At 71.5% G+C, this 21,976-nt stretch carries 19 protein-coding genes; 10 read left to right on the top strand and 9 right to left on the bottom strand.

From position 1 onward, the window contains the following. Nucleotides 1–268: 268 nt before the first annotated feature. The 8 genes from MTQ01_RS13570 (at nt 269) to MTQ01_RS13605 (ending at nt 9,600) form a co-directional block, all read left to right on the top strand. A complete protein-coding gene (locus MTQ01_RS13570) occupies nt 269–1,498 on the top strand; it encodes an ATP-binding protein (protein WP_247490124.1) in 1,230 nt (409 codons plus the stop codon). Further along, nucleotides 1,495–1,863 carry a nucleotide pyrophosphohydrolase gene (locus MTQ01_RS13575; RefSeq protein ID WP_247490126.1) on the top strand — a complete coding sequence of 123 codons (369 nt, stop codon included), beginning with the start codon at nt 1,495–1,497 and terminating at the stop codon, nt 1,861–1,863. The genes MTQ01_RS13570 and MTQ01_RS13575 overlap by 4 nt, the downstream gene beginning before the upstream one ends. 97 nt (nt 1,864–1,960) lie before the next feature. After that, a complete protein-coding gene (locus tag MTQ01_RS13580; RefSeq protein WP_247490128.1) occupies nt 1,961–2,899 on the top strand; it encodes an LLM class F420-dependent oxidoreductase in 939 nt (312 codons plus the stop codon). Next, on the top strand, nt 2,896–3,846 hold the full coding sequence (gene mmuM, locus MTQ01_RS13585) for a homocysteine S-methyltransferase (RefSeq protein ID WP_247490130.1): 951 nt from the start codon (nt 2,896–2,898) through the stop codon (nt 3,844–3,846). The genes MTQ01_RS13580 and mmuM overlap by 4 nt, the downstream gene beginning before the upstream one ends. 130 nt (nt 3,847–3,976) lie before the next feature. Next, complete coding sequence (locus tag MTQ01_RS13590) at nt 3,977–5,203, top strand: arginine deiminase (RefSeq protein ID WP_247490132.1); 1,227 nt, start codon at nt 3,977–3,979, stop codon at nt 5,201–5,203. A 177-nt stretch (nt 5,204–5,380) separates the two neighbouring features. Beyond that, entirely contained in the window at nt 5,381–6,379 is a 999-nt protein-coding gene (argF, locus tag MTQ01_RS13595) for an ornithine carbamoyltransferase (protein WP_247490135.1), read from the top strand. Between the two features lie 124 nt (nt 6,380–6,503). After that, complete coding sequence (locus tag MTQ01_RS13600) at nt 6,504–7,331, top strand: enoyl-CoA hydratase family protein (RefSeq protein ID WP_247490137.1); 828 nt, start codon at nt 6,504–6,506, stop codon at nt 7,329–7,331. Between the two features lie 4 nt (nt 7,332–7,335). Then, nucleotides 7,336–9,600, top strand: coding sequence for a bifunctional salicylyl-CoA 5-hydroxylase/oxidoreductase (locus MTQ01_RS13605; protein ID WP_247490139.1), 2,265 nt, complete (start codon nt 7,336–7,338; stop codon nt 9,598–9,600). Between the two features lie 181 nt (nt 9,601–9,781). Here MTQ01_RS13605 and MTQ01_RS13610 read toward each other — a convergent pair whose 3' ends face one another. From MTQ01_RS13610 to MTQ01_RS13620, 3 genes are read right to left on the bottom strand one after another with little or no spacing between them, the layout of a single operon-like run. Beyond that, nucleotides 9,782–10,564 (bottom strand): DUF3099 domain-containing protein, encoded by a 783-nt coding sequence (locus MTQ01_RS13610; protein ID WP_308294397.1) that lies wholly within the window; start codon nt 10,562–10,564, stop codon nt 9,782–9,784. A gap of 18 nt (nt 10,565–10,582) precedes the next feature. After that, a complete protein-coding gene (locus MTQ01_RS13615) occupies nt 10,583–11,407 on the bottom strand; it encodes a PaaX family transcriptional regulator C-terminal domain-containing protein (protein WP_247490143.1) in 825 nt (274 codons plus the stop codon). A gap of 4 nt (nt 11,408–11,411) precedes the next feature. Next, entirely contained in the window at nt 11,412–13,079 is a 1,668-nt protein-coding gene (locus MTQ01_RS13620) for an AMP-binding protein (RefSeq protein ID WP_247490145.1), read from the bottom strand. A 129-nt stretch (nt 13,080–13,208) separates the two neighbouring features. Here MTQ01_RS13620 and MTQ01_RS13625 point away from each other — a divergent pair, with 129 nt between their 5' ends. Beyond that, complete coding sequence (locus MTQ01_RS13625) at nt 13,209–14,378, top strand: acyl-CoA dehydrogenase family protein (protein WP_247490147.1); 1,170 nt, start codon at nt 13,209–13,211, stop codon at nt 14,376–14,378. 47 nt (nt 14,379–14,425) lie between these two features. Next, entirely contained in the window at nt 14,426–14,827 is a 402-nt protein-coding gene (locus MTQ01_RS13630; RefSeq protein ID WP_247490148.1) for a RidA family protein, read from the top strand. A 139-nt stretch (nt 14,828–14,966) separates the two neighbouring features. On the opposite strand, the gene MTQ01_RS13635 is transcribed toward MTQ01_RS13630, so the two are convergent. From MTQ01_RS13635 to MTQ01_RS13660, 6 genes are all read right to left on the bottom strand, one after another. Then, entirely contained in the window at nt 14,967–16,982 is a 2,016-nt protein-coding gene (locus tag MTQ01_RS13635) for a hypothetical protein (RefSeq protein WP_247490149.1), read from the bottom strand. Continuing rightward, complete coding sequence (locus MTQ01_RS13640; RefSeq protein WP_247490151.1) at nt 16,979–17,785, bottom strand: nucleic acid/nucleotide deaminase domain-containing protein; 807 nt, start codon at nt 17,783–17,785, stop codon at nt 16,979–16,981. Before MTQ01_RS13640 ends, MTQ01_RS13635 begins: the two co-directional genes overlap by 4 nt. Before the next feature lie 242 nt (nt 17,786–18,027). Further along, nucleotides 18,028–18,711, bottom strand: a complete 684-nt coding sequence (locus MTQ01_RS13645) for an SUKH-4 family immunity protein (RefSeq protein ID WP_247490153.1) — start codon at nt 18,709–18,711, stop codon at nt 18,028–18,030. A 140-nt stretch (nt 18,712–18,851) separates the two neighbouring features. Then, a complete protein-coding gene (locus MTQ01_RS13650) occupies nt 18,852–19,508 on the bottom strand; it encodes an SUKH-4 family immunity protein (RefSeq protein ID WP_282613656.1) in 657 nt (218 codons plus the stop codon). 142 nt (nt 19,509–19,650) lie between these two features. Beyond that, a complete protein-coding gene (locus tag MTQ01_RS13655) occupies nt 19,651–20,286 on the bottom strand; it encodes an SUKH-4 family immunity protein (RefSeq protein ID WP_247490156.1) in 636 nt (211 codons plus the stop codon). A gap of 4 nt (nt 20,287–20,290) precedes the next feature. After that, nucleotides 20,291–21,946, bottom strand: coding sequence for a nucleic acid/nucleotide deaminase domain-containing protein (locus tag MTQ01_RS13660; protein WP_247490158.1), 1,656 nt, complete (start codon nt 21,944–21,946; stop codon nt 20,291–20,293). Nucleotides 21,947–21,976 lie beyond the last annotated feature (30 nt).

Raw genomic sequence — 21,976 nt, forward strand, 5'->3', positions numbered from 1 at the left:
TCCGGCGTACCCGCCGTGCATGACCCGACCCGTGTGACGTACGAGGTCCGTGTGACGGACGAGGTGCGGCGGCCGGTCCGTCGGACGTGAACTCCGGGCGCCGGTGCCGGCGGTGGCGCGACGCACGCCGAGGGCGTCGCGGAGGACGGCCGGGAGCCGCGACGCGCCGAAAACGTCCACCCCACCGCCAGACGCCGTCATCCGTTAGTGGGAAGGGCCAAGGGGTGTAACGGTTCATCCGGTGCCGAACGAGTTAGCTTCCCTGGTCATGAGCCTCGTAACCGCCAGTGGTCCCGAATCCTCCAGCAGCGTGCTGCCGCAGGTCACCGAGCTCCGACTGTCCGCCTTCCGGGGCGCGCGGCGTGTGCGGGTGCCCATGAGCGGGCTGACCCTCGTCACCGGCCCCGCCGGTAGCGGCCGTTCGACCGTCGTCGAGGCATACGAGGCGCTCTCCCGCCTCGCTGCCGGGGAGAGCCTGCGGCAGGTCTTCGGCACGGCCGAGGGCGGGCCCAGCTCCTACGTTCCGCGCTCCGCAGGGCCCGACGAGCTCGGCCGGCGCGGTTTCCGCATCGGCGTCACCGTGACCGGCCCGGTCGGCGAGGTGCGCCTGGACCTCGCCGTGCAGGCGGAGCCCTCGTTGCGGGTGGTCGGGGAACGGCTCTCCGACCACTCCCGCGTCCTGCTCTCCACCGCGCTGCGCGATCCGCGCCGCCCGGTCGTCCAGGCCGAGTGGCACACGGCCGGCGTCAAGGCCGTCACCAGCGGGCCGCTGCCCGACGACCGGCTGGCAACTCCCGTACTGCCGCTGCGCGTCGCCGGCTCCACCCAGGGGCAGCGGCAGGTTCTCGCCGCGGCGGAGCAGACGGTGCGTGCGCTGCGTGCGGCCTTCGTCTGTGCGCCGCGTCCGTCGCTGATGCGCACCGCGGCACCGGTCGGCGAGAGCCGCCTGCGCAGCAGCTGCGAGAACATCGCGGCCGTGCTGCGCCGCACTCGCGGGGAGTGCGAGTCCCACGCAGAGCTCGCCGCGCTGCTGAGCGAGATCTGCACCGGGCCCCGGGTGGAGGACCTGGTCACCGAGTTGAGCGCGGGCCCGACGACGGAGGCGGAGCCCGGGCTGGTGCGCGCCGTGCTGGAGCGCGGAGCGGCCGGCCGTACGCCGTTGGACGCGCTCTCCGACGCCGAACTGCGCTGCGTCGCTCAGGCTTTCGTGCTGCTGACGGGTTCCAGGGCGCTGCTGGACGATTCGATGCGGTCCGGTCGGTCGGTGCGCGAGGCGGCGCAGCAGCCGCTGGTGGTCCTCGCCGACGACCTCGACCTCGGGTTGGAGCCCCACCACGCGCGCGAACTCCTCGCGCTGGCGCGGCGGATGGGCGAGGAGGGCCACGTACGGCTGCTGGCAACCATGGAGGACGCGGCGCTCGCGGACACCGTGGACGGGGCGAGCGTGGTGAAGCTGGGCGGTGTTCCGGTGCCCGCGGGTGGTACACCTGGGGGATGAGCAGCTCCCCCTCACCAACCGCCTCCCGCACCGCCGACGGCGGGCCGCCCGCCGCCGAACTCGCCGCGCTCCAGCGGCGGCTCGCCGATTTCGCCGTCGCCAGGGACTGGGGTCAGTACCACACCCCGAAGAACCTGGCGGCGGCACTGAGCGTGGAGGCGTCCGAGCTGCTGGAGATCTTCCAGTGGCTGACCCCCGAGCAGTCGCAGCGCATCATGGCCGAGCCGTCCCAGGCCGCCCGGGTGGAGGACGAGGTCGCCGACGTGCTGGCCTATCTGCTGCAGTTCTGCCAGGTGTTGGGCATCGACGCGTCGGCCGCGCTGAGCGCGAAGATCGACCGCAACGAGGAGCGCTTCCCGGTCTGACCGGCCCGACGCCCGGCACTCGGCCCTCGGGGCCCGCGCCCCGCCGTACCGCACGCCTGTCGCGGTGTCGGCGGCGGCGCGTAGGACCATGGTGGTCATGGACCTACGCATCTTCACCGAGCCCCAGCAGGGCGCCGGCTATGACACCTTGCTCACCGTCGCCAAGGCGACCGAGGACCTGGGCTTCGACGCCTTCTTCCGCTCCGACCACTATCTGGCGATGGGCGACTCGACGGGGCTGCCCGGCCCCACCGATGCCTGGATCACCCTGGCCGGGCTCGCCCGGGAGACCAGCCGGATCCGTCTGGGCACGCTGATGACGGCCGGCACCTTCCGACTGCCGGGTGTGCTCGCCATCCAGGTCGCGCAGGTGGACGCGATGTCCGGCGGGCGCGTCGAACTCGGTCTGGGCGCGGGCTGGTTCGAGGCGGAGCACGCGGCGTACGGCATCCCCTTCCCCAAGGAGAAGTTCGCCAGGTTGGAGGAGCAGCTGGCGATCGTGACCGGGCTGTGGGGGACGCCGGTGGGCCAGACGTTCAGCCACGACGGCATCCACTACCGCCTCCAGGACTCGCCCGCGCTGCCGAAGCCGGCCCAGGACCGGATCCCGGTGCTGGTCGGCGGCCACGGGGCCAAGCGCACGCCGCGTCTCGCGGCGCGCTTCGCCGACGAGTTCAACATTCCCTTCGCCTCGGTCGAGGACAGCCGCCGGCAGTTCGGCCGGGTGCGGGCCGCCGCCGAGGAACAGGGCCGTGCGCCCGAGGAGTTGGTGTACTCCAACGCGCTGGTCGTCTGTGCCGGCCGGGACGACGCCGAGGTCGCCAGACGTGCGGCGGTCATCGGCCGGGATCCGGCGGAGCTGCGGGAGAACGGCCTGGCCGGCTCGCCAGCCGAGATCGTGGACAAGCTCGGACGGTACGCGGAGGCCGGTTCCTCCCGCGTCTACCTCCAGGTTCTGGATCTGGAGGACCTGGACCACCTGGAGTTGATCTCCGCGCAGGTCCAGTCCCAACTGGCGCCGTCGTCCGCCCGGTGACCCGGCAGCCCCCGCTCGCGCAGGCGCTCGCCGCCGAAACCCTGGTGCTGGACGGCGGCTTGGCGGACCGGCTGGTCGACCAGGGCTGCGACCTCTCGGGTGAGCTGTGGTCCGCCCGTCTTCTGGCGGACGATCCGCAGGCCGTGTACGAGGCGCATCTCGCGTTCGTGCGGGCGGGGGCAAGGGTGTTGATCACCGGCAGCTACCAGGCGTCTGCGCGGGGCTTCGCCCGGGCCGGGGTGGCACCGGCGGAGGCCGACGAACTCTTCGCCCGCAGCGTCCGGTTGGCGCGGGCGGCCGGACAGCAGGCCCGGGAGCCGGTGTGGGTGGCCGCTTCGGTCGGCCCGTACGGCGCGGTGTGCGCGGACGGCGGCGAGTACCGGGGGCGGTATGGGCTGAGCGTGCGTGAGCTGACGCGCTTCCACCGGCCCCGAATCGAGGCGTTGGCGGCTGCGGGTCCCGATGTGCTGGCGCTGGAGACCGTGCCGGACGTGGTGGAGGCGGAGGCGATGCTCGCCGCCGCGCAGGGCTGCGGCGTGCCGCTGTTGCTGAGCTACACCGTCGAGGACGGGCGCACCCGGGCCGGCCAACCGCTCGCGGACGCCTTCGCGCTCGCGGCCGGCAACGCGCAGCTGTGTGCGGTGGGCGTCAACTGCTGCGCACCGCGCGAGGTGCCCGAGGCGGTGGAGCTGGCCGCCTCGACGACGCGCAAGCCGGTGGTCGTCTACCCCAACAGCGGGGAGCGCTTCGAGCACGGCCGCTGGCAGGGGCCGGCCGCTTTCGACCCGGTGGACGCGCTCGGCTGGCGCGCAGCCGGGGCCCGGCTGATCGGCGGCTGCTGCCGGGTGGGCCCGGACCGGATCGCCGCGCTGGCGGGCACGCTGGCCGGGCCACAACCGCCCGCGTCCGGTGGCGAGTCCGGCCCGCAGCAGCGACCGCAGCAGTGACCGCAGCAGTGACCGCGGCAGTGACCGCGGCGGTCCGCAGCGGCATGAGTGGGCCCGGGCCCGGGCAGAGCGGCGGAACCGTCATCTCGCGGAGCTGGGTTTTCCGGGGAGGTCCGGTCAGGATGGGCGCATGGGATTCCATGTCGATTCTGAGGCCGGGCGCCTGCGCAGAGTGATCCTGCACCGCCCCGATCTTGAGCTGAAGCGGCTCACCCCCACGAACAAGGACGACCTCCTGTTCGACGACGTGCTCTGGGTGCGCCGCGCGCGCCAGGAGCACGACATGTTCGCCGACACACTCCGTGATCGCGGTGTGGAGGTGCACCTCTTCGGGGATCTGCTCGCGCAGTCGCTCCAGGTGCCGGCCGCTCGCCATCTGATACTGGACCGGGTGTTCTCCGAGAAGGAGTACGGGCCGCTCGCGGTCGACCATCTCCGGGCCGCGTACGACGAGTTGGACTCGGCCGAGCTGGCGAAGGTGCTGATCGGGGGTGAGACCAAGCGCGAGTATCTGGAGCGTCAACCGGAGCCCACCTCGGTGGCCTTCCACGTGATGCAGATGGACGACTTCCTGCTCAATCCGCTGCCCAACCACCTCTTCACCAGGGACACCTCTGCCTGGATCTACGACGGGGTGGCGATCAACGCCATGCGGTGGCCCGCGCGGCAGCGCGAGACCGTCCACTTCGAGGCGATCTACCACCACCATCCGATGTTCACCGGCGGCGGGTTCCGGGAGTGGTCGCGCGGCGAGAGCGCGCATCCCTCGACGATCGAGGGCGGCGACGTACTGGTCATCGGTGAGGGCGCGGTGCTGGTGGGGATGAGCGAGCGGACCACTCCGCAGGCGGTCGAGACGCTCGCCCGGGCGCTCTTCGAGGCGGGTTCGGCGCGCACCATCGTGGCGCTGGAGATGCCCAAGCGGCGCTCGTTCATGCATCTGGACACCGTGATGACGATGCTCGACGGGAACACCTTCACCCAGTACGCGGGGCTCGGGATGCTGCGCTCGTACACGATCGAACCGGGCGGCAGTCCGGAGGAGTTGAAGGTCACCGACCATCCGCCGGAGCAGATGCACCACGCCATCGCGGCGGCGCTGGGCGTCGGGGGCATCCGGGTGCTGACCGCGACCCAGGACGTCCACGCGGCCGAGCGCGAGCAGTGGGACGACGGCTGCAACGTGCTGGCGGTGGAGCCGGGCGTGGTGATCGCCTACGAGCGGAACGTCACCACCAACACCCATCTGCGGCGACAGGGCATCGAGGTGCTGGAGATCCCGGGCAGTGAGCTCGGGCGCGGACGCGGCGGTCCGCGCTGCATGAGCTGTCCGATCGAGCGGGACCCGGTCGCCTGACCCGGAGGCACCACCGCCCCTCCGCCTGCCCGCCCCTTCCGACTGCCCGCCCGATCCGGGGGCGGGCAGGCGGAAGGGGTGAGAGACGAGTCACCCAACGATCCTGCATAGCGATGCGCTGGTGCGTATACACTTGCGAGTGATGGTTTTTTCCGTGAACGGGCGAGGGGTGCCGTCATGACGACAGACTTCAAGGGCCGGCACTTCCTCAAGGAGCTCGACTTCAGCGCCGGTGAGTTCCGCGAACTGGTCGCGCTGGCCGCCGAGTTGAAGGCGGCGAAGAGGCTCGGCACCGAGCAGCAGCGGCTGCGCGGCAAGAACCTCGTGCTGGTCTTCGAGAAGGCGTCGACCAGGACCCGGTGCGCCTTCGAGGTGGCGGCGGCGGACCAGGGCGCGAGCACCACCTGCCTCGACCCCGCGGGCTCCCAGATGGGCCGCAAGGAGTCGGTGAAGGACACCGCGCGCGTCCTGGGTCGGATGTTCGACGCGATCGAGTACCGGGGCAGTGCGCAGAGTGCGGTGGAGGAGCTGGCCGAACACGCGGGCGTCCCCGTCTACAACGGCCTCACCGACGAGTGGCACCCCACCCAGATGCTCGCCGACGTGCTGACGATGACCGAGCACTGCGCCAAGCCGCTGGAGCGCATCGCGTACGCCTATCTCGGCGACGCCCGCAACAACATGGGCAACTCGTACCTGATCACGGGCGCGCTGCTCGGCATGGACGTGCGCATCGCGGCCCCCCGCGCGCTCTGGCCCGCGGAGGAGGTGGTCGAGCGGGCGAGGGCGCTGGCGGCCGACAGCGGCGCCCGCCTGACCCTCACCGAGCAGGTCGAGGAGGGTGTGCGCGGCGCGGACTTCGTCGCGACCGACGTGTGGGTCTCGATGGGCGAGCCCGCCGAGGTGTGGGACGAGCGCATCAAGCTGCTCGCGCCCTACGCGGTCACCTCCGAGACGCTGGCGGCCAGCGGGAATCCGGAGGTCAAGTTCCTGCACTGTCTGCCCGCCTTCCACGATCTGGGCACGCAGGTGGGGCGGGACATCCACGAGCGCTACGGGCTGGAGTCGCTGGAGGTCACCGACGAGGTCTTCGAGTCCGAGCGCTCACTGGTCTTCGACGAGGCGGAGAACCGGATGCACACCATCAAGGCGGTGCTGGTGGCGACGCTCGGCTGAGTCGCGCCCGCGCCGCGGTGTGTGTGGGTCGCCGTTGTGCGGCCCGTTCCCGGCGGACGCGGTGCTCCCGGAGGGTTGTCGCGCAGTCGTGACGACAGTCACGTTCCAGTGATACGTTCCGTCCATGAGCCCGTTCACCGGTTCCGCATCCCGCACCGACGAATGGCGACATCTGAGGGTCGAGCGCGACGACGGCGTCGTGACGGTCACCCTGGATCGGCCCGAGAAGCTCAACGCCCTGACCTTCGGCGCCTACGCCGATCTGCGCGATCTGCTCGCCGAGCTCTCCAGGGAGCGCTCCGCGCGCGCACTGGTGCTGGCGGGCGAGGGGCGCGGCTTCTGCTCCGGCGGCGACGTCGAGGAGATCATCGGCGCCACACTCGACCTGGACACCGCCGAGCTGCTGGACTTCAACCGGATGACCGGGCAGGTCGTACGGGCGGTCCGGGAGGCGCCGTTCCCCGTCGTCGCCGCGGTGCACGGCGCTGCGGCGGGCGCCGGAGCCGTCCTCGCACTGGCCGCGGACTTCCGGGTCGCAGACCCCAGTGCCCGCTTCTCCTACCTCTTCACCCGGGTCGGCCTCTCCGGCGGCGACATGGGCGCGGCCTATCTGCTGCCGCGGGTCGTGGGGCTCGGCCACGCCACCCGCATCCTGATGCTGGGCAGCCCGGTCGAGGCCGCGGAGGCCGAACGCATCGGCCTGATCAGCCGGTTGACGGCGCCGGGCGAGGCCGACAGCGCCGCCGGCCTGCTCGCCCGCCGGCTCGCCGACGGACCGGCCCTCGCCCACGCCCAGACCAAGGCGCTGCTCAACGCGGAGCTCGACATGCCGCTGTCGGCCGCCCTCGAACTCGACGCCTCCACCCAGGCGTTGCTGATGAACAGCGCCGACTACGCCGAGTTCCACGCCGCGTTCACCCAGAAGCGCAGGCCCCGCTGGCAGGGGCGCTAGCGCCGTGCGCATCGCGGTGGTCGGCGGCGGACCCGGCGGGCTGTACGCGGCGGCGCTGCTCAAACGCCTGGACCCGGACCGCGAGGTCACCCTCCACGAACGCCGCGGTCCCGACGAGACGTTCGGCTTCGGCATCGTCCTCTCCGACGAGACGCTCGGCGGGATCGAGCACGCCGACGCGGAGGTGTACGCCGCCCTGCGCGCCGAGTTCGTGCGCTGGGACGACATCGAGATCCTGCACCGCGGACGCACTCTGACCTCCGGCGGCCACGGCTTCGCCGCCCTCGAACGCCGGCGACTGCTCGCGGTGCTGCACGAGCGCTGCCGCGACCTAGGTGTCGACCTGCGCTTCGGCGCGCCCGCGCCGCCCCCGGACGAACTGGCCGCCGCACACGATCTGGTGGTCGCCGCCGACGGGGTGCACAGCACCACCCGGGCCGCCCACGCGCAGGTGTTCGCGCCGCGCGTCACCGCCCACCGCTGCCGCTACATCTGGCTGGCCACCGACTTCGCCCTGGACGCCTTCCGCTTCGAGATCGCCGAGACCCCGTACGGCGTGATGCAGCTGCACGCCTACCCGTACGCCGCCGACGCCTCCACCGCCGTCGTCGAGATGCGCGAGGAGGTCTGGCGCGCCGCGGGACTGGACCGGTGCGGGGAGGCGGAGTCGGCCCAAAGGTGCGCCAGGTGGTTCCGGCGCACCCTGCGCGGCCGCCCGCTGCGGGGCAACAACTCCCGCTGGACGGCGTTCGAGACGGTCGTCACCGAGCGCTGGTCGCACGGGCACACCGTGCTGATCGGCGACGCCGCCCACACCGCGCACTTCTCCATCGGCTCCGGCACCAAGCTCGCCGTCGAGGACGCGCTCGCCCTCGCCGCCTGCCTGCGCGAACAGCCGGACACACCTGCCGCGTTGGCCGCCTACGAGGCGGAGCGGCGTCCCGTCGTCACCTCCACCCAGCGGGCCGCGCACGCCAGCCTCCGGTGGTTCGAGGAACCGGCCCGGTACGTCGACCAGCCGCCGCACCGATTCGCCTTCAACCTCCTCACCCGCAGCCGCCGCGTCACCCACGCCAACCTCCGGCTGCGGGACGCCGACTTCGTCGCGGAGGTCGAGCGCGAGGCCGGGGTGCCCGAGGGGACCCCGGCGATGTTCACCCCCTTCGACCTCGGCCCGCTGACCCTGCGCAACCGCGTGGTCGTCTCTCCGATGGACATGTACCGGGCGGTCGACGGAGTGCCCGGCGACTTCCATCTGGTGCACCTGGGCGGCCTGGCACTCGGCGGCGCCGGCCTGGTGATGACCGAGATGGTCTGCGTCAGCGCGTTCGGCCGCATCACGCCCGGCTGCACCGGACTGTGGAACGAGCAGCAGGAGGCCGGTTGGCGCCGGATCGTCGACTTCGTCCACGAGCAGTCACCGGGCACCGCCCTCGGTGTCCAGCTCGGCCACGCCGGGCGCAAGGGCTCCACCAAACTGATGTGGGAAGGCATCGACCAGCCGCTGACGAACGGCAACTGGCCGCTCGTCGCCCCCTCGCCGCTGCCCCATCTGCCGGGCGTCAGCCAGACCCCGCGCGAGCTGGACCGGCGCGGACTGACCGAGATCCGCGACCAGTTCACCGCCGCCGCCGGCCGGGCCGCCCGCGCCGGATTCGATCTGCTGGAGCTGCACTGCGCGCACGGCTACCTCCTGTCCGGCTTCCTCTCACCGCTCACCAACCTGCGCACCGACGCCTACGGCGGAGACCTCGAAGGCCGCCTGCGCTACCCGCTGGAGGTGTTCGACGCCGTGCGCGAGGTCTGGCCGTCCGCGCGTGCGCTGACCGTACGGATCTCCGCCACCGACTGGGCACCCGGCGGCACCACCGCGGCGGACGCGGTCCGCATCGCGGCCGCCTTCGCCGAGCACGGTGCGGACGCGGTGGACGTCTCCACCGGCCAGGTCGTCGCCCACGAGCAGCCGGAGTTCGGACGCTCGTACCAGGTGCCGTACGCCGACCGCATCCGGCACGAGGCCGGCGTACCGGTCATCGCGGTCGGCGCGATCTCCTCCTGGGACGACGTGAACTCGCTGATCCTGGCCGGCCGCGCCGACCTCTGCGCCCTCGCCCGACCCCATCTCCACGATCCCCACTGGACCCTGCACGCAGCCGCCGAGCAGGGGTACAGCGGGCCCGGTGCGCCCTGGCCGCTCCCGTACGCCGCGGGAAGCCGCCGACCGCCGACCGGCCGCGCCGACGGCCCCAAACCGCGCCTGAGTCTGTAACGGCGCACGGGATCGGGGTGTTCCGGCTTGTGGGTCCGGGCCGCTCGGAGAGTCCGTCGCCCGCGGTGGTCCGGTGGGTCGGGGTGGTCCGTCGCCCGCGGTGGTCCGTCGCCCGCGGTGGTCCGGAGGGACGGGGTACGGGGTGCGGGGCGTCCAAGGGCTGTCGGGGCTCCGATGCCACTCAGTCGCCGCGGCGGAATCGTTCGCCGTTGTAGCCGCGCAGCTCCTCCTCCCACAGCAGTTCGTCGAGTGTCGGTTCCTGCGCGGACCGGGACGGTGGCTCCGCCGACCACCCGCCTGACGGGTGCTGCCGGGACGGACGCCCGGGCGGGTGGTTGCCGGCCGGTGGTCCTCCGCGGTCGGGCGGTGGAGCGCCGTACGGGCCCGGCGGCGTTCCGTACGGGCCGTTGCGGGACGGGCCCGAGCCGGGCGGCTGCGACCGCGGAGGGTACCGGCCGGAGGTGTCCGGCGGACGGGTGTGGCGGCTCGGCGGCTGCGGATCGTGCGGCGGCGGCTCGGGCGGCAGCAGACCGGTGGGCGGTCGGTCGACCGGGCCGCCACCGTGCGGGGCGGAACCGCCGTGCGGATCCGGCCGCCCGCTGCCGCCGTCCTGCCCGCTGTCGGAGCCCCCGTCCGGCCCTCGTCCGCCGCCCGGGCCCCTGTCGTGTCCGCTGCCCGGGCCAGGCTCGTCCCACCAGTGGTCGTCCTCGTCCCAACGGTTGGCGGAGATGGCGGCGACCGGCGGAATGACCGCCGCCACCACGCACATCGCCACCGCGAGCGGAACGGAGAACAGACGCACGAAGGCCGAGGCGCTGACGAACAACGTCAAGCTGACCGTCATCAGCGCGAAGTACCGCCGACGCCGCCGTGAGTACACGATTTCAGCGTAACTCCGGCACCCGGACCCCGGCAGCGCGAGCCCGGACACCGGTGGCGCCGGCCGGCCACCGGCCGTCCGCACGGGGTGTGTTCGGCCTGTTCAGCCCGGTGCGAGACGGGACGCGGCGTACCGCGCGCCCGGCTCGTGGAGCTGCTTGTGCAGCTCGCCGAAGACCTGCTCGGAACGGGTGCCGGGCCAGTGCGGCGGCAGGACGGCGTCGGGCAGGCCGGGGTCCGCGTACCGCAGCTGCCGCCAGGCGTCCAGCGCCCGGAGGTAGGCGGCGTATCCGCTCTCGGCCGTCGGACCGTCCGACTCCAGCGCGGCCAGTACGGGCTCGTGCACGGCCAGGAAGTCGCGGTGCCGTGCGGCGATCGACTCCAGGTCCCACCAGCGGGCGGCGGTCTCCGCGCTCGGTCGGAAGCCCTCGTGGGTGCCGAGGAAGAGGTCGACGTACTCGGCGAGCTCCAGGCGGCGCAGGGTGTGCCGGGTCTCCTCGGCGAGGTGGGAGGGCGCGACCCAGACGCCCGGCGCGGCGTTGCCGAATCCGAGCCTGCCCAGCCGGGAGCGGAGCAGATGGCGCCGGTCGCGTTCGCTCTCCGGCACCGAGAAGACGGCCACCAGCCACCGGCCGTCCGGCACCGGGCGCTGATAGATCCGTCGGTCGCCGTCGGCGAGGAGTTGTGCGGCGGCGGGGGAGAGGGCGTAGCCCGCGTCGGCGCGTGCGCCCTCGGGTGCGCCCGCTTCCAGCAGCCCGCGGCGTTTGAGCCGGGAGACCGCCGAGCGTACGGCCGGAGCGTCCACTCCGACGGCGCCGAGCAGCCGGATGAGCGCCGCGATCGGCAACCGCCCCGAGGGCGTGAGCTCGCGCCCGTACGCGCCGAAGAAGGTCAGAACGAGTGAACCCGGAGTGTGCTGGTCTGCCACGCGGTCACTCTAGAGCGGTGCCGGGCGCGGGAGTTCGGCGGAGTCGGAAGCGTTGGAGCTTGCCGGTCGGCGTGCGCGGCAGTGCCTCGGTGAACTCCAGCTGCCGCGGGCACTTGTACGGCGCCAGCTCGGCCCTGGCGAACTCCGTCAGCCCGCGCGCCGTCGCCTCGCCCGGCTCCACGCCCTCGCGCAGCACCACATGCGCGACGACCCGCTGCCCGCGCTTCTCGTCCGGCTCGCCGACCACCGCGACCTCCAGCACATCGGGATGGCGCAGCAGCGCCTCCTCGACCTCGGGCCCGGCGATGTTGTGGCCGGAGGAGATGATCATGTCGTCGGCGCGGGCCACGTAGCGGAACCAGCCGTCCGGCTCGCGCACATAGGTGTCGCCGGTGAGGTTCCAGCCGTTGCGCACGTAGTCGCGCTGGCGCTCGTCCGCGAGATAACGGCAGCCGAGGGGTCCGCGCACGGCCAGCAGCCCGGGCTCGCCGTCCGGCAGCGGGCGCCCCGCCGCGTCCTGCACCTGCGCGGTGAAGCCGGGGACCGGCAGACCGGTGCGGCCGGGCCGGGCGTCCTCGTCGGCGGCGGCGACGAAGATGTGCAGCATCTCGGTGGCGCCGATGCCGTTGATCAGTCGCAGCCCGGTGCGGGCGTGCCAGTCCTCCCAGGTGGCGGCCGGCAGGTTCTCGCCGGCCGAGACGCAGCGGCGCAGCGAGGAGACGTCGCCCGAGTCCAGCCCGGCGAGCAGCGCCCGGTAGGCGGTCGGTGCGGTGAACAGCACCGACACTCGGTGCCGTGCGATCGCCTCCAGCATCCGGTCCGGCCCGCTCCACTGCTCCAGCACCGCGCAGGCCCCCGCGCGCAGCGGGAAGACCACGAGACCGCCGAGTCCGAAGGTGAACCCGAGCGGCGGGCTGCCGGCGAAGACGTCGCCCTCGGTGGGCCGCAGAACGTGCGCGGAGAAGGTGTCCGCGATGGCCAGGACATCGCGGTGGAAGTGCATGCACCCCTTGGGGCGGCCGGTGGTTCCGGAGGTGAAGGCGATCAGCGCCACATCGTCGGCGGCGGTCCGCACCGCCTCGTACCGGTCCGGCCGGGCGGCGGCCAGCCGCTCCAGCTCGCCGGGGCTCTCGTCCACCGCCTCGCAGCCGCTGTCCCAGGTGAGGGTGCGCAGGTCCGGCACCTGCGCCGCGGCGAGCTCCTCGACCGACTCGGCCGCACACAACGCGTGCCGCACCCGGGCGAGTTCGCAGATCGTGCGCAGCTCCCTGCGCCGGTGGGCGGCCAGTACGGTCACCGCCACGGCCCCCGCTTTGAGCACCGCCAACCAGCACTCCGCCAGCCGGGGCGAGGTCGGCCCGCGCAGCAGCACCCGGTTGCCGGGCCGTACGCCGAGGTCCTCGGTGAGCACATGGGCGAGCCGGTCGGTCTCGGACCTGAGCCGCTCGTAGCTCCACACCCGGGTCTCTACGCCGTCCGGCCCGGTGGTGCGCAGCGCGGGCCGCTCGCCGCCGTGCCGCGCGAGCGTGGCGTCCAGCAGCTCCACCGCGCAGTTGAGCCGCTCGGGATAGCGCAACTCCGGCAGCGCGAAGTCGAGTTGCGGCCACAGCTCGCGGTCGGGCAGATGGTCGCGGGCGAATGTGTCCTGGTGCGCGGACGGGCTGAGCTCCATGGCGGGATCTCCCCTCGCGGCGGCCCGAAAAAGAGCGTGTCCTGCGGTGTGCCTGCCGTGGCGTTGAGCGTAGCGTGATGGTGACGACAGTCAACACATCGCGATAAGCAGCCGTTGAGGAGCGTGTCGATGACCGCGTTCGCGCTGGAACCCGAGCAGCGGCAGTGGTGCCGGCAGCTCCGCACCCTCGCCGTCGAGACCCTGCGCCCGCTCGCCGCCCACGCCGACCTGCCGCCCGGCGCCGTCAACCGGCCGCTGCTCGCGGCCCTCGGCGACCACGGACTCATCCGCCGCCTCCTGCCCGCCACCGCCCCGGAGGGCGCGGGCGGGGTGCCGGGAGAGGGCAGCGGCGGGGAGAACCGCGCGCTGGAGACCTGTCTGCTGCGGGAGTCGCTGGCGTACGGCTGCACCGAGGCCGAGACCGCGCTCGCCCTCCAGGGCCTCGGCGCCACCCCGGTCGCGCTGTACGGTTCCGCTGCGGCGCGTGAGCGCTGGCTGCCCGAGGTGTCCGCGGGACGGGCGGTCGCCGCCTTCGCACTCAGCGAGCCGGAGGCCGGTTCGGACGCCGCCGCGCTCGCCCTGCGCGCCGAACCCGACGGCGCGGGCTGGCGGTTGACCGGCAGCAAGAAGTGGATCTCCAACGCCCCGTGCGCCGACTTCTACTCCGTCTTCGCCCGCACCGGCGAGGGCCCGGGCGCGCGCGGCGTCACCGCCTTCCTGGTGCCGGCCGACCGGCCCGGCCTGACCGGGAAGCCGCTGACGATGCTCTCCCCGCACCCCATCGGGAGTCTGGCCTTCGACGCCGTGCCCGTCACCGCCGAGGACCGGCTCGGGGACAGCGGCGGCGGGTTCACCGTCGCGATGCGCACCCTCAACCGGTTCCGGCCGAGCGTCGGCGCGTTCGCCGTCGGCATGGCGCAGTCCGCGCTGGACGCCGCGCTCGACCACGCCGCACGGCGTTCCGCCTTCGGCGGCGCACTGCGCGACCTCCAGTCGGTCGGCCACCAACTCGCCGAGATGGCCACCCGTACCGAAGCCGCCAGACTGCTGGTCTACGCGGCCGCCGCCGCTCTGGACCGCGACGATCCCGACATCGCGCTCCGGTCCGCGATGGCCAAGCTCCAGGCCACCGAGACCGCTCAGTACGTCGTCGACGCGGCGGTGCAGATCCACGGCGCCGCCGCGCTCGAACTCGGCCACCCCCTCGAACACCTCTACCGCGAGGTGCGCGCCCCGCGCATCTACGAAGGCGCCACCGAGGTCCAACGCAGCATCATCGCCAAGCAGTTGTACGCCTGAGCGCCAACCCGCCCGTGCCGCCGCCGGACCCACCCAGGAGCCGCCACATGTCCTTCAGCCGCGTCAACCCCGACGATCTCGCCCCGCCCACCGGCTTCTCGCACGCCGTCACCACCACCGGCAGCCGTCTGGTCTTCCTCGCCGGCCAGACCGCTCTGGACGCCACCGGCCGGATCGTCGGCGACGACCTGCCCGCCCAGTTCGAGCAGGCGCTGACCAATCTGCTCGCCGCCCTGCACGCCGCCGGCGGCTCGCCCGACCGGCTCGCCCGTGTCACCGTCCACACCACCGACGTCGCCGAATACCGCGCCCACGCGCCCCGACTCGGCCGCATCTGGCGGCAGTTGGCCGGCCGCGACTACCCGGCCATGGCGCTGGTCGGCGTCGTCCGCCTCTGGGACGAGGAGGCCCTCGTCGAACTCGACGGCATCGCCGTCCTCCCCGGCTAGGTCTGCCGTCCGGCTCCTGCCGTACGCCGTGTTTCGGCGCCGGCACGCTCCGGGTGCGGCTCCGGAGCGGTCCGGGTCCGGTGTCGGCGGACGGTCCGGCGCGCCGGCGCGCGGCCCGGGCCCGGTGTCGGCGCGCTCCTCACGCCCAGAGCGCGTCGAGGTCGAGGCCAAGTCCCCACACACCGGCGGTACTTGTGACCACGAGGCAGCCGGTCCTGTCCAGCGCCATGGCGTCCGCCTCCGCGAGCAGCGGAAGACGTCGCAGCGCACCGTCCTCGATCCGCCACAGACTCAACGACAGATCGCTCCACGCCACCGCCAGCACCGGCCCGTACCGTGTGCGGCTCGCGGCCAGCGCGGTGGCGAACACCGGTCGCTGCTCCACCGGTTCGTCCATCGGCGGCGAACCGGGCGCCCACATCCGCACCGCCCCGTCCATGCCCGCGCTGAAGACGAGCCGTACGCCGCCCTCCAGCGTCAGCGCCGCCACGGCCAGCACCGGCGCGCGGTGCACCGACTGCGTCACCGGCAGCGGCCGGTACTCGTCGATCTCCCACACATGGACGTTTCCGTCGCGGTCGCCCAGCACGGTGCTGCCCGAGACGGGGCACTGGGCCAGCGCCGTCACCCCGGCCTCCGGCCGGCGCAGCGCCGCGTACCCGTGGTGGGCGGTGATGCCGCCGAGCACGGTCGCCGCCGTCCCCTCGTCCTCCCCGGTGAGCGCGTACAGACCGGCGTCCCCGTCGAGCAGCAGCATCGTCCCGTCCGTGCGGACGGCGACGCCGCGCACCCCGGCACGTTCGTGCGTCAGCGGCAGCGCGGAGACGAACTCGCCCGTCTCGCCGTCCAACTGCCGTACGGTGCCGGTCGGTTCGACCGCCAGCACCGTGCCCTCCGCGTCCGGGCCGTTCGTGGCGTTCGTCGGGTGCGCGCGTCCGCCGAGGGCGGTCACCGGCGCGTCCGTACGGCACCAGCGGGCGTGCCAGAGGTGGCGTTCCACGAGCGGGAGCAGATAGCGGGCGAGCGCGGGTGTGTGGGCGGTGGCAGCCGCGTGCAGCAGAGCCGCACGCTCCTCGGCCCCGTACGTGGTGTCGGTCAGCTGCGGCGCGGCAAGGCGCCAGGTCTCCCGCAGCCCGGGTGGAGCGGGCAGGCGTTCGTCGGCCAGGCAGGCGTCGATCGCCACCGCCGAGCCGTACAGCAGGAACCCCGGATCGCTCAGCAGCGCGCCCACGCCGGCGGCGTCGCCCGAGGCGCAGGCGTCGTCCAGGGCTCTCTCGCGCGCCGCCGCGGGCGCCAGATCCCACCGGAGCCTGCCGTCCTCGGTGCGCGGCACGTCCTGTGCGCCGGCGGTCGGCGCCTCCGTCGACGGCTCGGCCGGCCGGCTCGGCCCGCCGTCGCCGAGGTCGATCACCGTGAACTCCGGCGAGCGGGGCGAGGTCGCGGGCTTCTCCGGTTGCCCGTACGGCTGTTGGCCCACTTTGCCGTGGTCGTCGGCGGGCCGCTGCGGTGGCACCTGCGGGAACGGAGCGGTCGGCGCCGGAGCCGGCGGCTGCGTGGGCACCTCCCCACCACCGACCTCGGCCAGCAACCGCACCCGGGGCCGGGCCAGCAGCGGCAGCAGCACCCTGTGCCACACCGTCTCCGGCAGCGCCTCGGGGCGGTCGGCCGGGCCCCGGCCCGCCCGGTGCAGATCGGCGACGACCAGCAGCAGCGGTCGTTCGTCCAGGTCGATCCGGGCGAGCAGCCGTTCCACCGACACCGGCCCGTACCCCAGCTGCCTGCCCAACTCCCGTGCCACCGCGTCCGCATGAAGCCCGGCCGCCGGTGCCATGGCATGCGCGGCGGTCCGCGGCGAACTCGCGGAACCCGCCAGGAACCAGGCGAGCAGCTCGCTCTTCCCGCTCGCCCGCGCACCTCTGACCAGGCACAGCCGGGTCCTGGACGGCTCGTCGGCCGTCACCCACGCCAGCAGCGCCCGCCCGTGCTCCGCCGCCACCCCCTCGGCCGGGGGCCAGGCCGAGAGGTCCGGCCTCCACCCGGTCGCTGCCCCGCCGCCAGGCGTACCGCCCTGCTGCGCCGCGCCGTCGTGCGTTGCGCCGTGCTGCGTCGCGCCGTCGTGCGTTCCGCTGCCCGGGGCCGCGCCGTTCCCGGTCACGAGCCGGCTTCCTCGGCCATCCGCCGCAGTCCCGCCGCCCGCGACTCCGCGCTCTCGCCGTACGGGAAGCTGTGCGTCATCCCCGCCTCGGGAAACACCTGGGCCAGCCACATCGAGCAGTAGTGGCCCGGCATGAAGCAAGGCTCCAGATCGGTGTGCACGCGCAGCACCTGCGCCGCCTCGAGACCCGCGGACCGCAGCGAGTCCCACAGCCGCTCCTCGGGGTGGAGCGAGACGGCCGACCCCTGGGTGACGATCTGCTTCTGTCCCGAGTGGTCGAGATACTCGAACGCCGCGTACCACTGGGCGTTGGCGGTGTCGCGGATGTCGTCCAGCACCAGCGGCCACCAGCTCTCCCGCTCCTCGAACGCCTGCGGGTCGGTCTCCCGCAGCCGCTGCGACAGCGAGTCGTAGGCGGTGGATGCTGCCTGCGGATCGTCCGTACCCAGGATGACGCCCAGCGCCCGGCGCAGATCCAGCAGGCCGGTGGCGAACGCCTCGGGCGAGGAGTTCACGAAGCGGTGGTCCTCCTGGTAGTCCAGCAGCACGGCGCGCACCACCCCGTCGCCGTCCGCGCAGAGCTCGAAGCCGCTGTCGGTCCCGAACCGGGCCCAGCCCGCGCAGCGCTCCTGGCGCACCTGCCTGCCGGAAGCCGCCGCGAACTCCCCGAGCACCACCGGCTCCTGAGCGCTCGTCCGGAAGTACGGACCGACCTGCAACGGCACCCGCAACCCGGCCACTCGCCGCGCCGCCGCGGACACATTGAACGGATCGGCGCCCTCGGGGAGGGCGAACTCACGCATTGCTCCGCTGTCAGCCACCGTCAACCCTCATTCGTTTCAGCTCCGTTGACACAGATCCTAGGGCGCCGCAGCCACCCGGTGCCGACACCCCGAGAGGCGGTCGGCGGAAGTTCTCCGAAACCGTCACAGCAGATGCCGGCAGTGTCGCCGGTCAGCGGAATCGGAGCATTGATGGAGAGAAGGCCGGCCACGCTGTTACGGGGCGAGACAGGCGCCTGCGTCGTGAGTGCGTCGTGAGTGCGTCAACCTTGGTCGGGTCCCTGACCGTTGGTGCAGGAGTTGATCAGGGATTCTTCGAAGAACGGATAGGGAAACTCAACCGCGGACGAACCGTGGTACGCCTCCGGGAAGTGCATGACCAGGAGAAGTTCGTACCAGAGTGACGAGCGAAACCCCAGAGCGCAGGGGTCGATTTCCTTCCACTGCTCCTGGAGACGGTGTCGCACGGCCTCGGTGTCCAGATCGAAGAAATCTTCGAAGTCGTTGTCGGGGTCCATCGGCGCCTCCCGCTTCAGGCAGAGGAGGAAGCGTGCATAGGAACTGAGATCCGTGTTTGTGCGGCAGAACTCGTCCGTCCCGTGCCGCACTTGATGGACACCGCCGACGCGCGGGTCGAGCAGAAGGTGGTCCACAAAGGGAAAGTAGGTGGCCAGTACCAACCAGTCGTCGGCGTCGGCGGGCAGGAGGTGCGAATCTCCTTCGAGGTACTGGTTCAGGTTCTCCCAATCCCGTACGAGATGGGGGCCTTCGGTCGGAGTGGCAGAGAACTCGAAGCCGATCACTGGCCACGATGGCAGCCCTGTGCTGCGCAGTATGTTTCGAGCCGTCCTGTCCGTGACGTGTTCTATCGCCTCTTCCGGGTACGTGATCAGCTGGTCTTCTGTGAAATGTTCGAGCAGCTCGTTTCGGGTGATGAGGTTCTCCAACGGATCTCCTTTCCGGGCCGGGATTCGAGTCCGGCGAGCACCGGGGGTGCCGGCCCGCTCCGTGTCGAGTGCGGGCTCCAGCCGGTTCTCCCTCCTCGCAGGTCCCGTACGGTCGTCGGCGGACAACATGCCTTCTTGCGTCATGAGGCCGTGTGGGCAGCGATGACGTCCTCCTCGAAGAACGGGTACGGATAACTCTCGGCGTCCTCGCCGTGCCACGCTTCGGGGTCGTGGAGGATGAGCAGGACCTCGTACCAGACGGACGATTTCCTTCTCAGCGCGTATGGTTCGATCTCGCGCCACTCCGCCTGCAGCGTCGACCGAACCAGGTCCAGATCGAGCTCGAAGAAATCCTCGAAGTCTTCGTCCGGTGTCATCGGTGCGTTCTTCTTGAGTGCGCAGAGGAACTGAATGAAGCTTCCCAAGGATCTGTGGAGTACGTAGGCGTCGTCTTCGTTCGGACGAATGTAATGGACCTCGCCTGTGTGGGTGTTCAGCACGATCTTGTTCACTGAGAAGGTGGCGAGAACGTGCCAGTCAAGGGCTTCGGGTGGTATCGGACCGTTGCCGAGTTCGACGATCCGGCGGTAGTACGAAGAGTCTCCGAGGGTCTCCGGCCGGTGCGGCGGGTCGGGGAATTTGAACCATATCTGGGGCCAGGCGGGTAATCCGATGCTGGTCAGTGCCTCGCGCGCCTGCGGGTTCTCCACGTCGCAGACTGCTTCCAGCGGGTACCGGCGGATCTGCTTGTCGGTGAAGACGCTCATCAAATGATCGTGGCTGATTCTCTCTGCCATTGGTGGCCTGCTTCTGTCGGTTCGCAGATTCGACGGACGGTGCAGTCCTGTCTGTTCTCCGTGTATTTTCTGCTCGCTTTGTCACGACCCCCTCTTCTTCGGGAAGCCTTCTGGGTGTGGGGTGCCGGCCAGGTGGCGCGGCTCATCCGTTCTCGCCTCCATGGGCGCGGATGAGGTCTTCCTCGAAGAACGGGTACGGGTATGTCACGGCGTCCGAGTGGTGGTGGGCCTCGGGGTCGACGAAGTCCAGCAGGATTCTGTACCAGGCAGATTCACGGACCCCGAGTGCTGCGGGGTCAACTTCGCGCCACAGCCGCTGAATCTGCTGCCTCGCGGCCTCCGGGTCCTCTGTGTCGAGGTCCCACTCCCCGTCGGTCTCTCGCGGCAGCGCGTGGCGGTGCAGGACGAGGAGGAAGTGAACGTAATTCTCCAGCGACGTGTTGAGCTGGTAGATCGAACCCCCGTCGGGCACGCAGTAGACCTTTCCGTCTGCCGGGTCCAGCGCGATCGCGTCATAGGGGATCTCGGCGATGCACAGAAGGGCGGAGGACGTAATTCCTTGAGCTTGCCTGATGGGTTCGTCGATCTCAAGAACCGTCTCTGAGGATCCGATATCCTCGACGTATTCGAACCACGGGCTCGGAGGTGTCGGCACTCCGACATTCTCAAGGGTGTGGAGAACGGATGGGGCCACCGTCTCCGCGCCTTCGATCTGGTCGGATCGAACGATGTCGTCCTCGTTGAACACTTCGAGCAGGTCTTCGTACGTAATTCCCATGTCGTCAACGCTCTCTGTTTGCTCTCAGGGTGCTGAGATAGTCCTGCATTACTTCTTTGCTGCGTTGTCTCGATTCCCCGGAGGCGCCGTATTCCACGCTGTGTGTGATGTCTGCGTGGGGGAATTTCTCTTTGATCCATGCACTGCACTGTGCGCCGGTCGTGCATGGTTCTCGCTCCGAGTACATCGCTGTTACTCGATCCGCCTGGTCTTCTCTGATGAAAGGCATCACCATTCGCTCGGAGTGTCGGTAGCCGTTGCTGCGCGTCACGAATATGAAGTCACTGGAATCTCCCGCGCCGGTGATCCTCGACGCGGCATAGTTGTTGCTGCGGAAATCTTTTCCTTCTTTGTTGTTTCCGTAGGACTCCTGTGAATGCCTGGCAAGCTGTGTCGCTCTGGACAGATCCGTGCTGCCGAACGGAACTTCGGTGGATTGTACGCCCGGTCGATTGCCCGGCGTTCCTTCGCTTAGCCTGGCCCCTTTTTCTCCGGGTCTCGGTCTGCCGATGTTCTCCGGTGACAGCCCGATGCGGGCTTTGTCGTCGGGGGTGAGGTCGGAGGTGCTGCCGTCGGGGCGCAGGCGGCGGATGCTGCCGTCGTCGCCCATGAGGTACATGGGAGTGCCGTTGTCGGTGCGCTTGCCGAGGGCGTCGAGGGAGAGAGCCGCGTCCTTGTCGTTGTCGCGGTGGTTGCGCGACATCTTCTTGAGGCCGCCGGGGACGACCTTCTCCATGTGTTTGCCGAGCTTCTTCGCGCCGGTCTCGATGCCGTCGAGCGCCTTGTCCAGGCCCTCGTTGGCGGCGTTGGCGAGTTCGTCCTTGCCGCGGGTCCTGCTCTGGCGCCGTTTGGCACGGCCGAGTTTCGAGTCGCTGTCGGACGTGACGTTCGCGCCCAACTTGGCAATTTTCGGGCCGAGTTCGTCCAGGCCGTCCAGGTCGTACTGCATCGGGCGTTTGGAGCCCGCCGAGGGCCCGCCGCCCGCGCTGTTGAGCTCCATGACCGTGTCGCCGCCGTCGAGTCCGGCGCGCAGGCCGTCCTTGCCGGCCTGGCCGGTCTGCCGGAGGTCGACGCCGTCCTGCGCGCCGAGCGCGGTGGCCGCGCCCTGGATCGCGAGGTCGCCCGCCATGGAGCCGAGGGCCTCGAACGCCGGGCCGAGCGCCATGGCGGCGACCTGCTCGACGATGGCCCGCAGCGCCTCCTTGAGCAGCTGTTTGACGACCATCCGGGTGGCTTGGACGGCTGCTGCACCGCCGAGCGAGGAGAGTCCGAGGGTGAACGGCGCTGCCGCTGCCGCCGCGATCAACTGGGCTGCGAGTATCGCGAGTTGGACGAGGGCCGCGATCTTCGCCGCGGTGATCAGATAGGCGGCGATCTCGGCGGCCGTCGCGGCGAGCTGGGTGGCCTGTGCGAGGTTGGCCAGATGTCGGCCGTTGATCTTGTTCCAGTGAGTGCCGAACGCGTCGATCGCCGGGCTGCTGCTCGATTCGAGAAAAGCGTTGACGGCCTGCTGTGCCTCTGCGCCCCCGGTCTCCAGTGCGGTGGCGAATTCCCGCATGGCGGTGGCCATTTCGCGGAAGTCGTCCTCGTCCACGTTCGGCCAGGCGATTCCGATGAGGTCGAGGACCTCGTCCGCCCAATCCGGCAATACCACACCCATAGAGCCCCCCCAGGCAGATGTGCAGGGTGA

Source organism: Streptomyces sp. XM4193, from assembly GCF_023072595.1.
Lineage (GTDB): Bacteria > Actinomycetota > Actinomycetes > Streptomycetales > Streptomycetaceae > Streptomyces.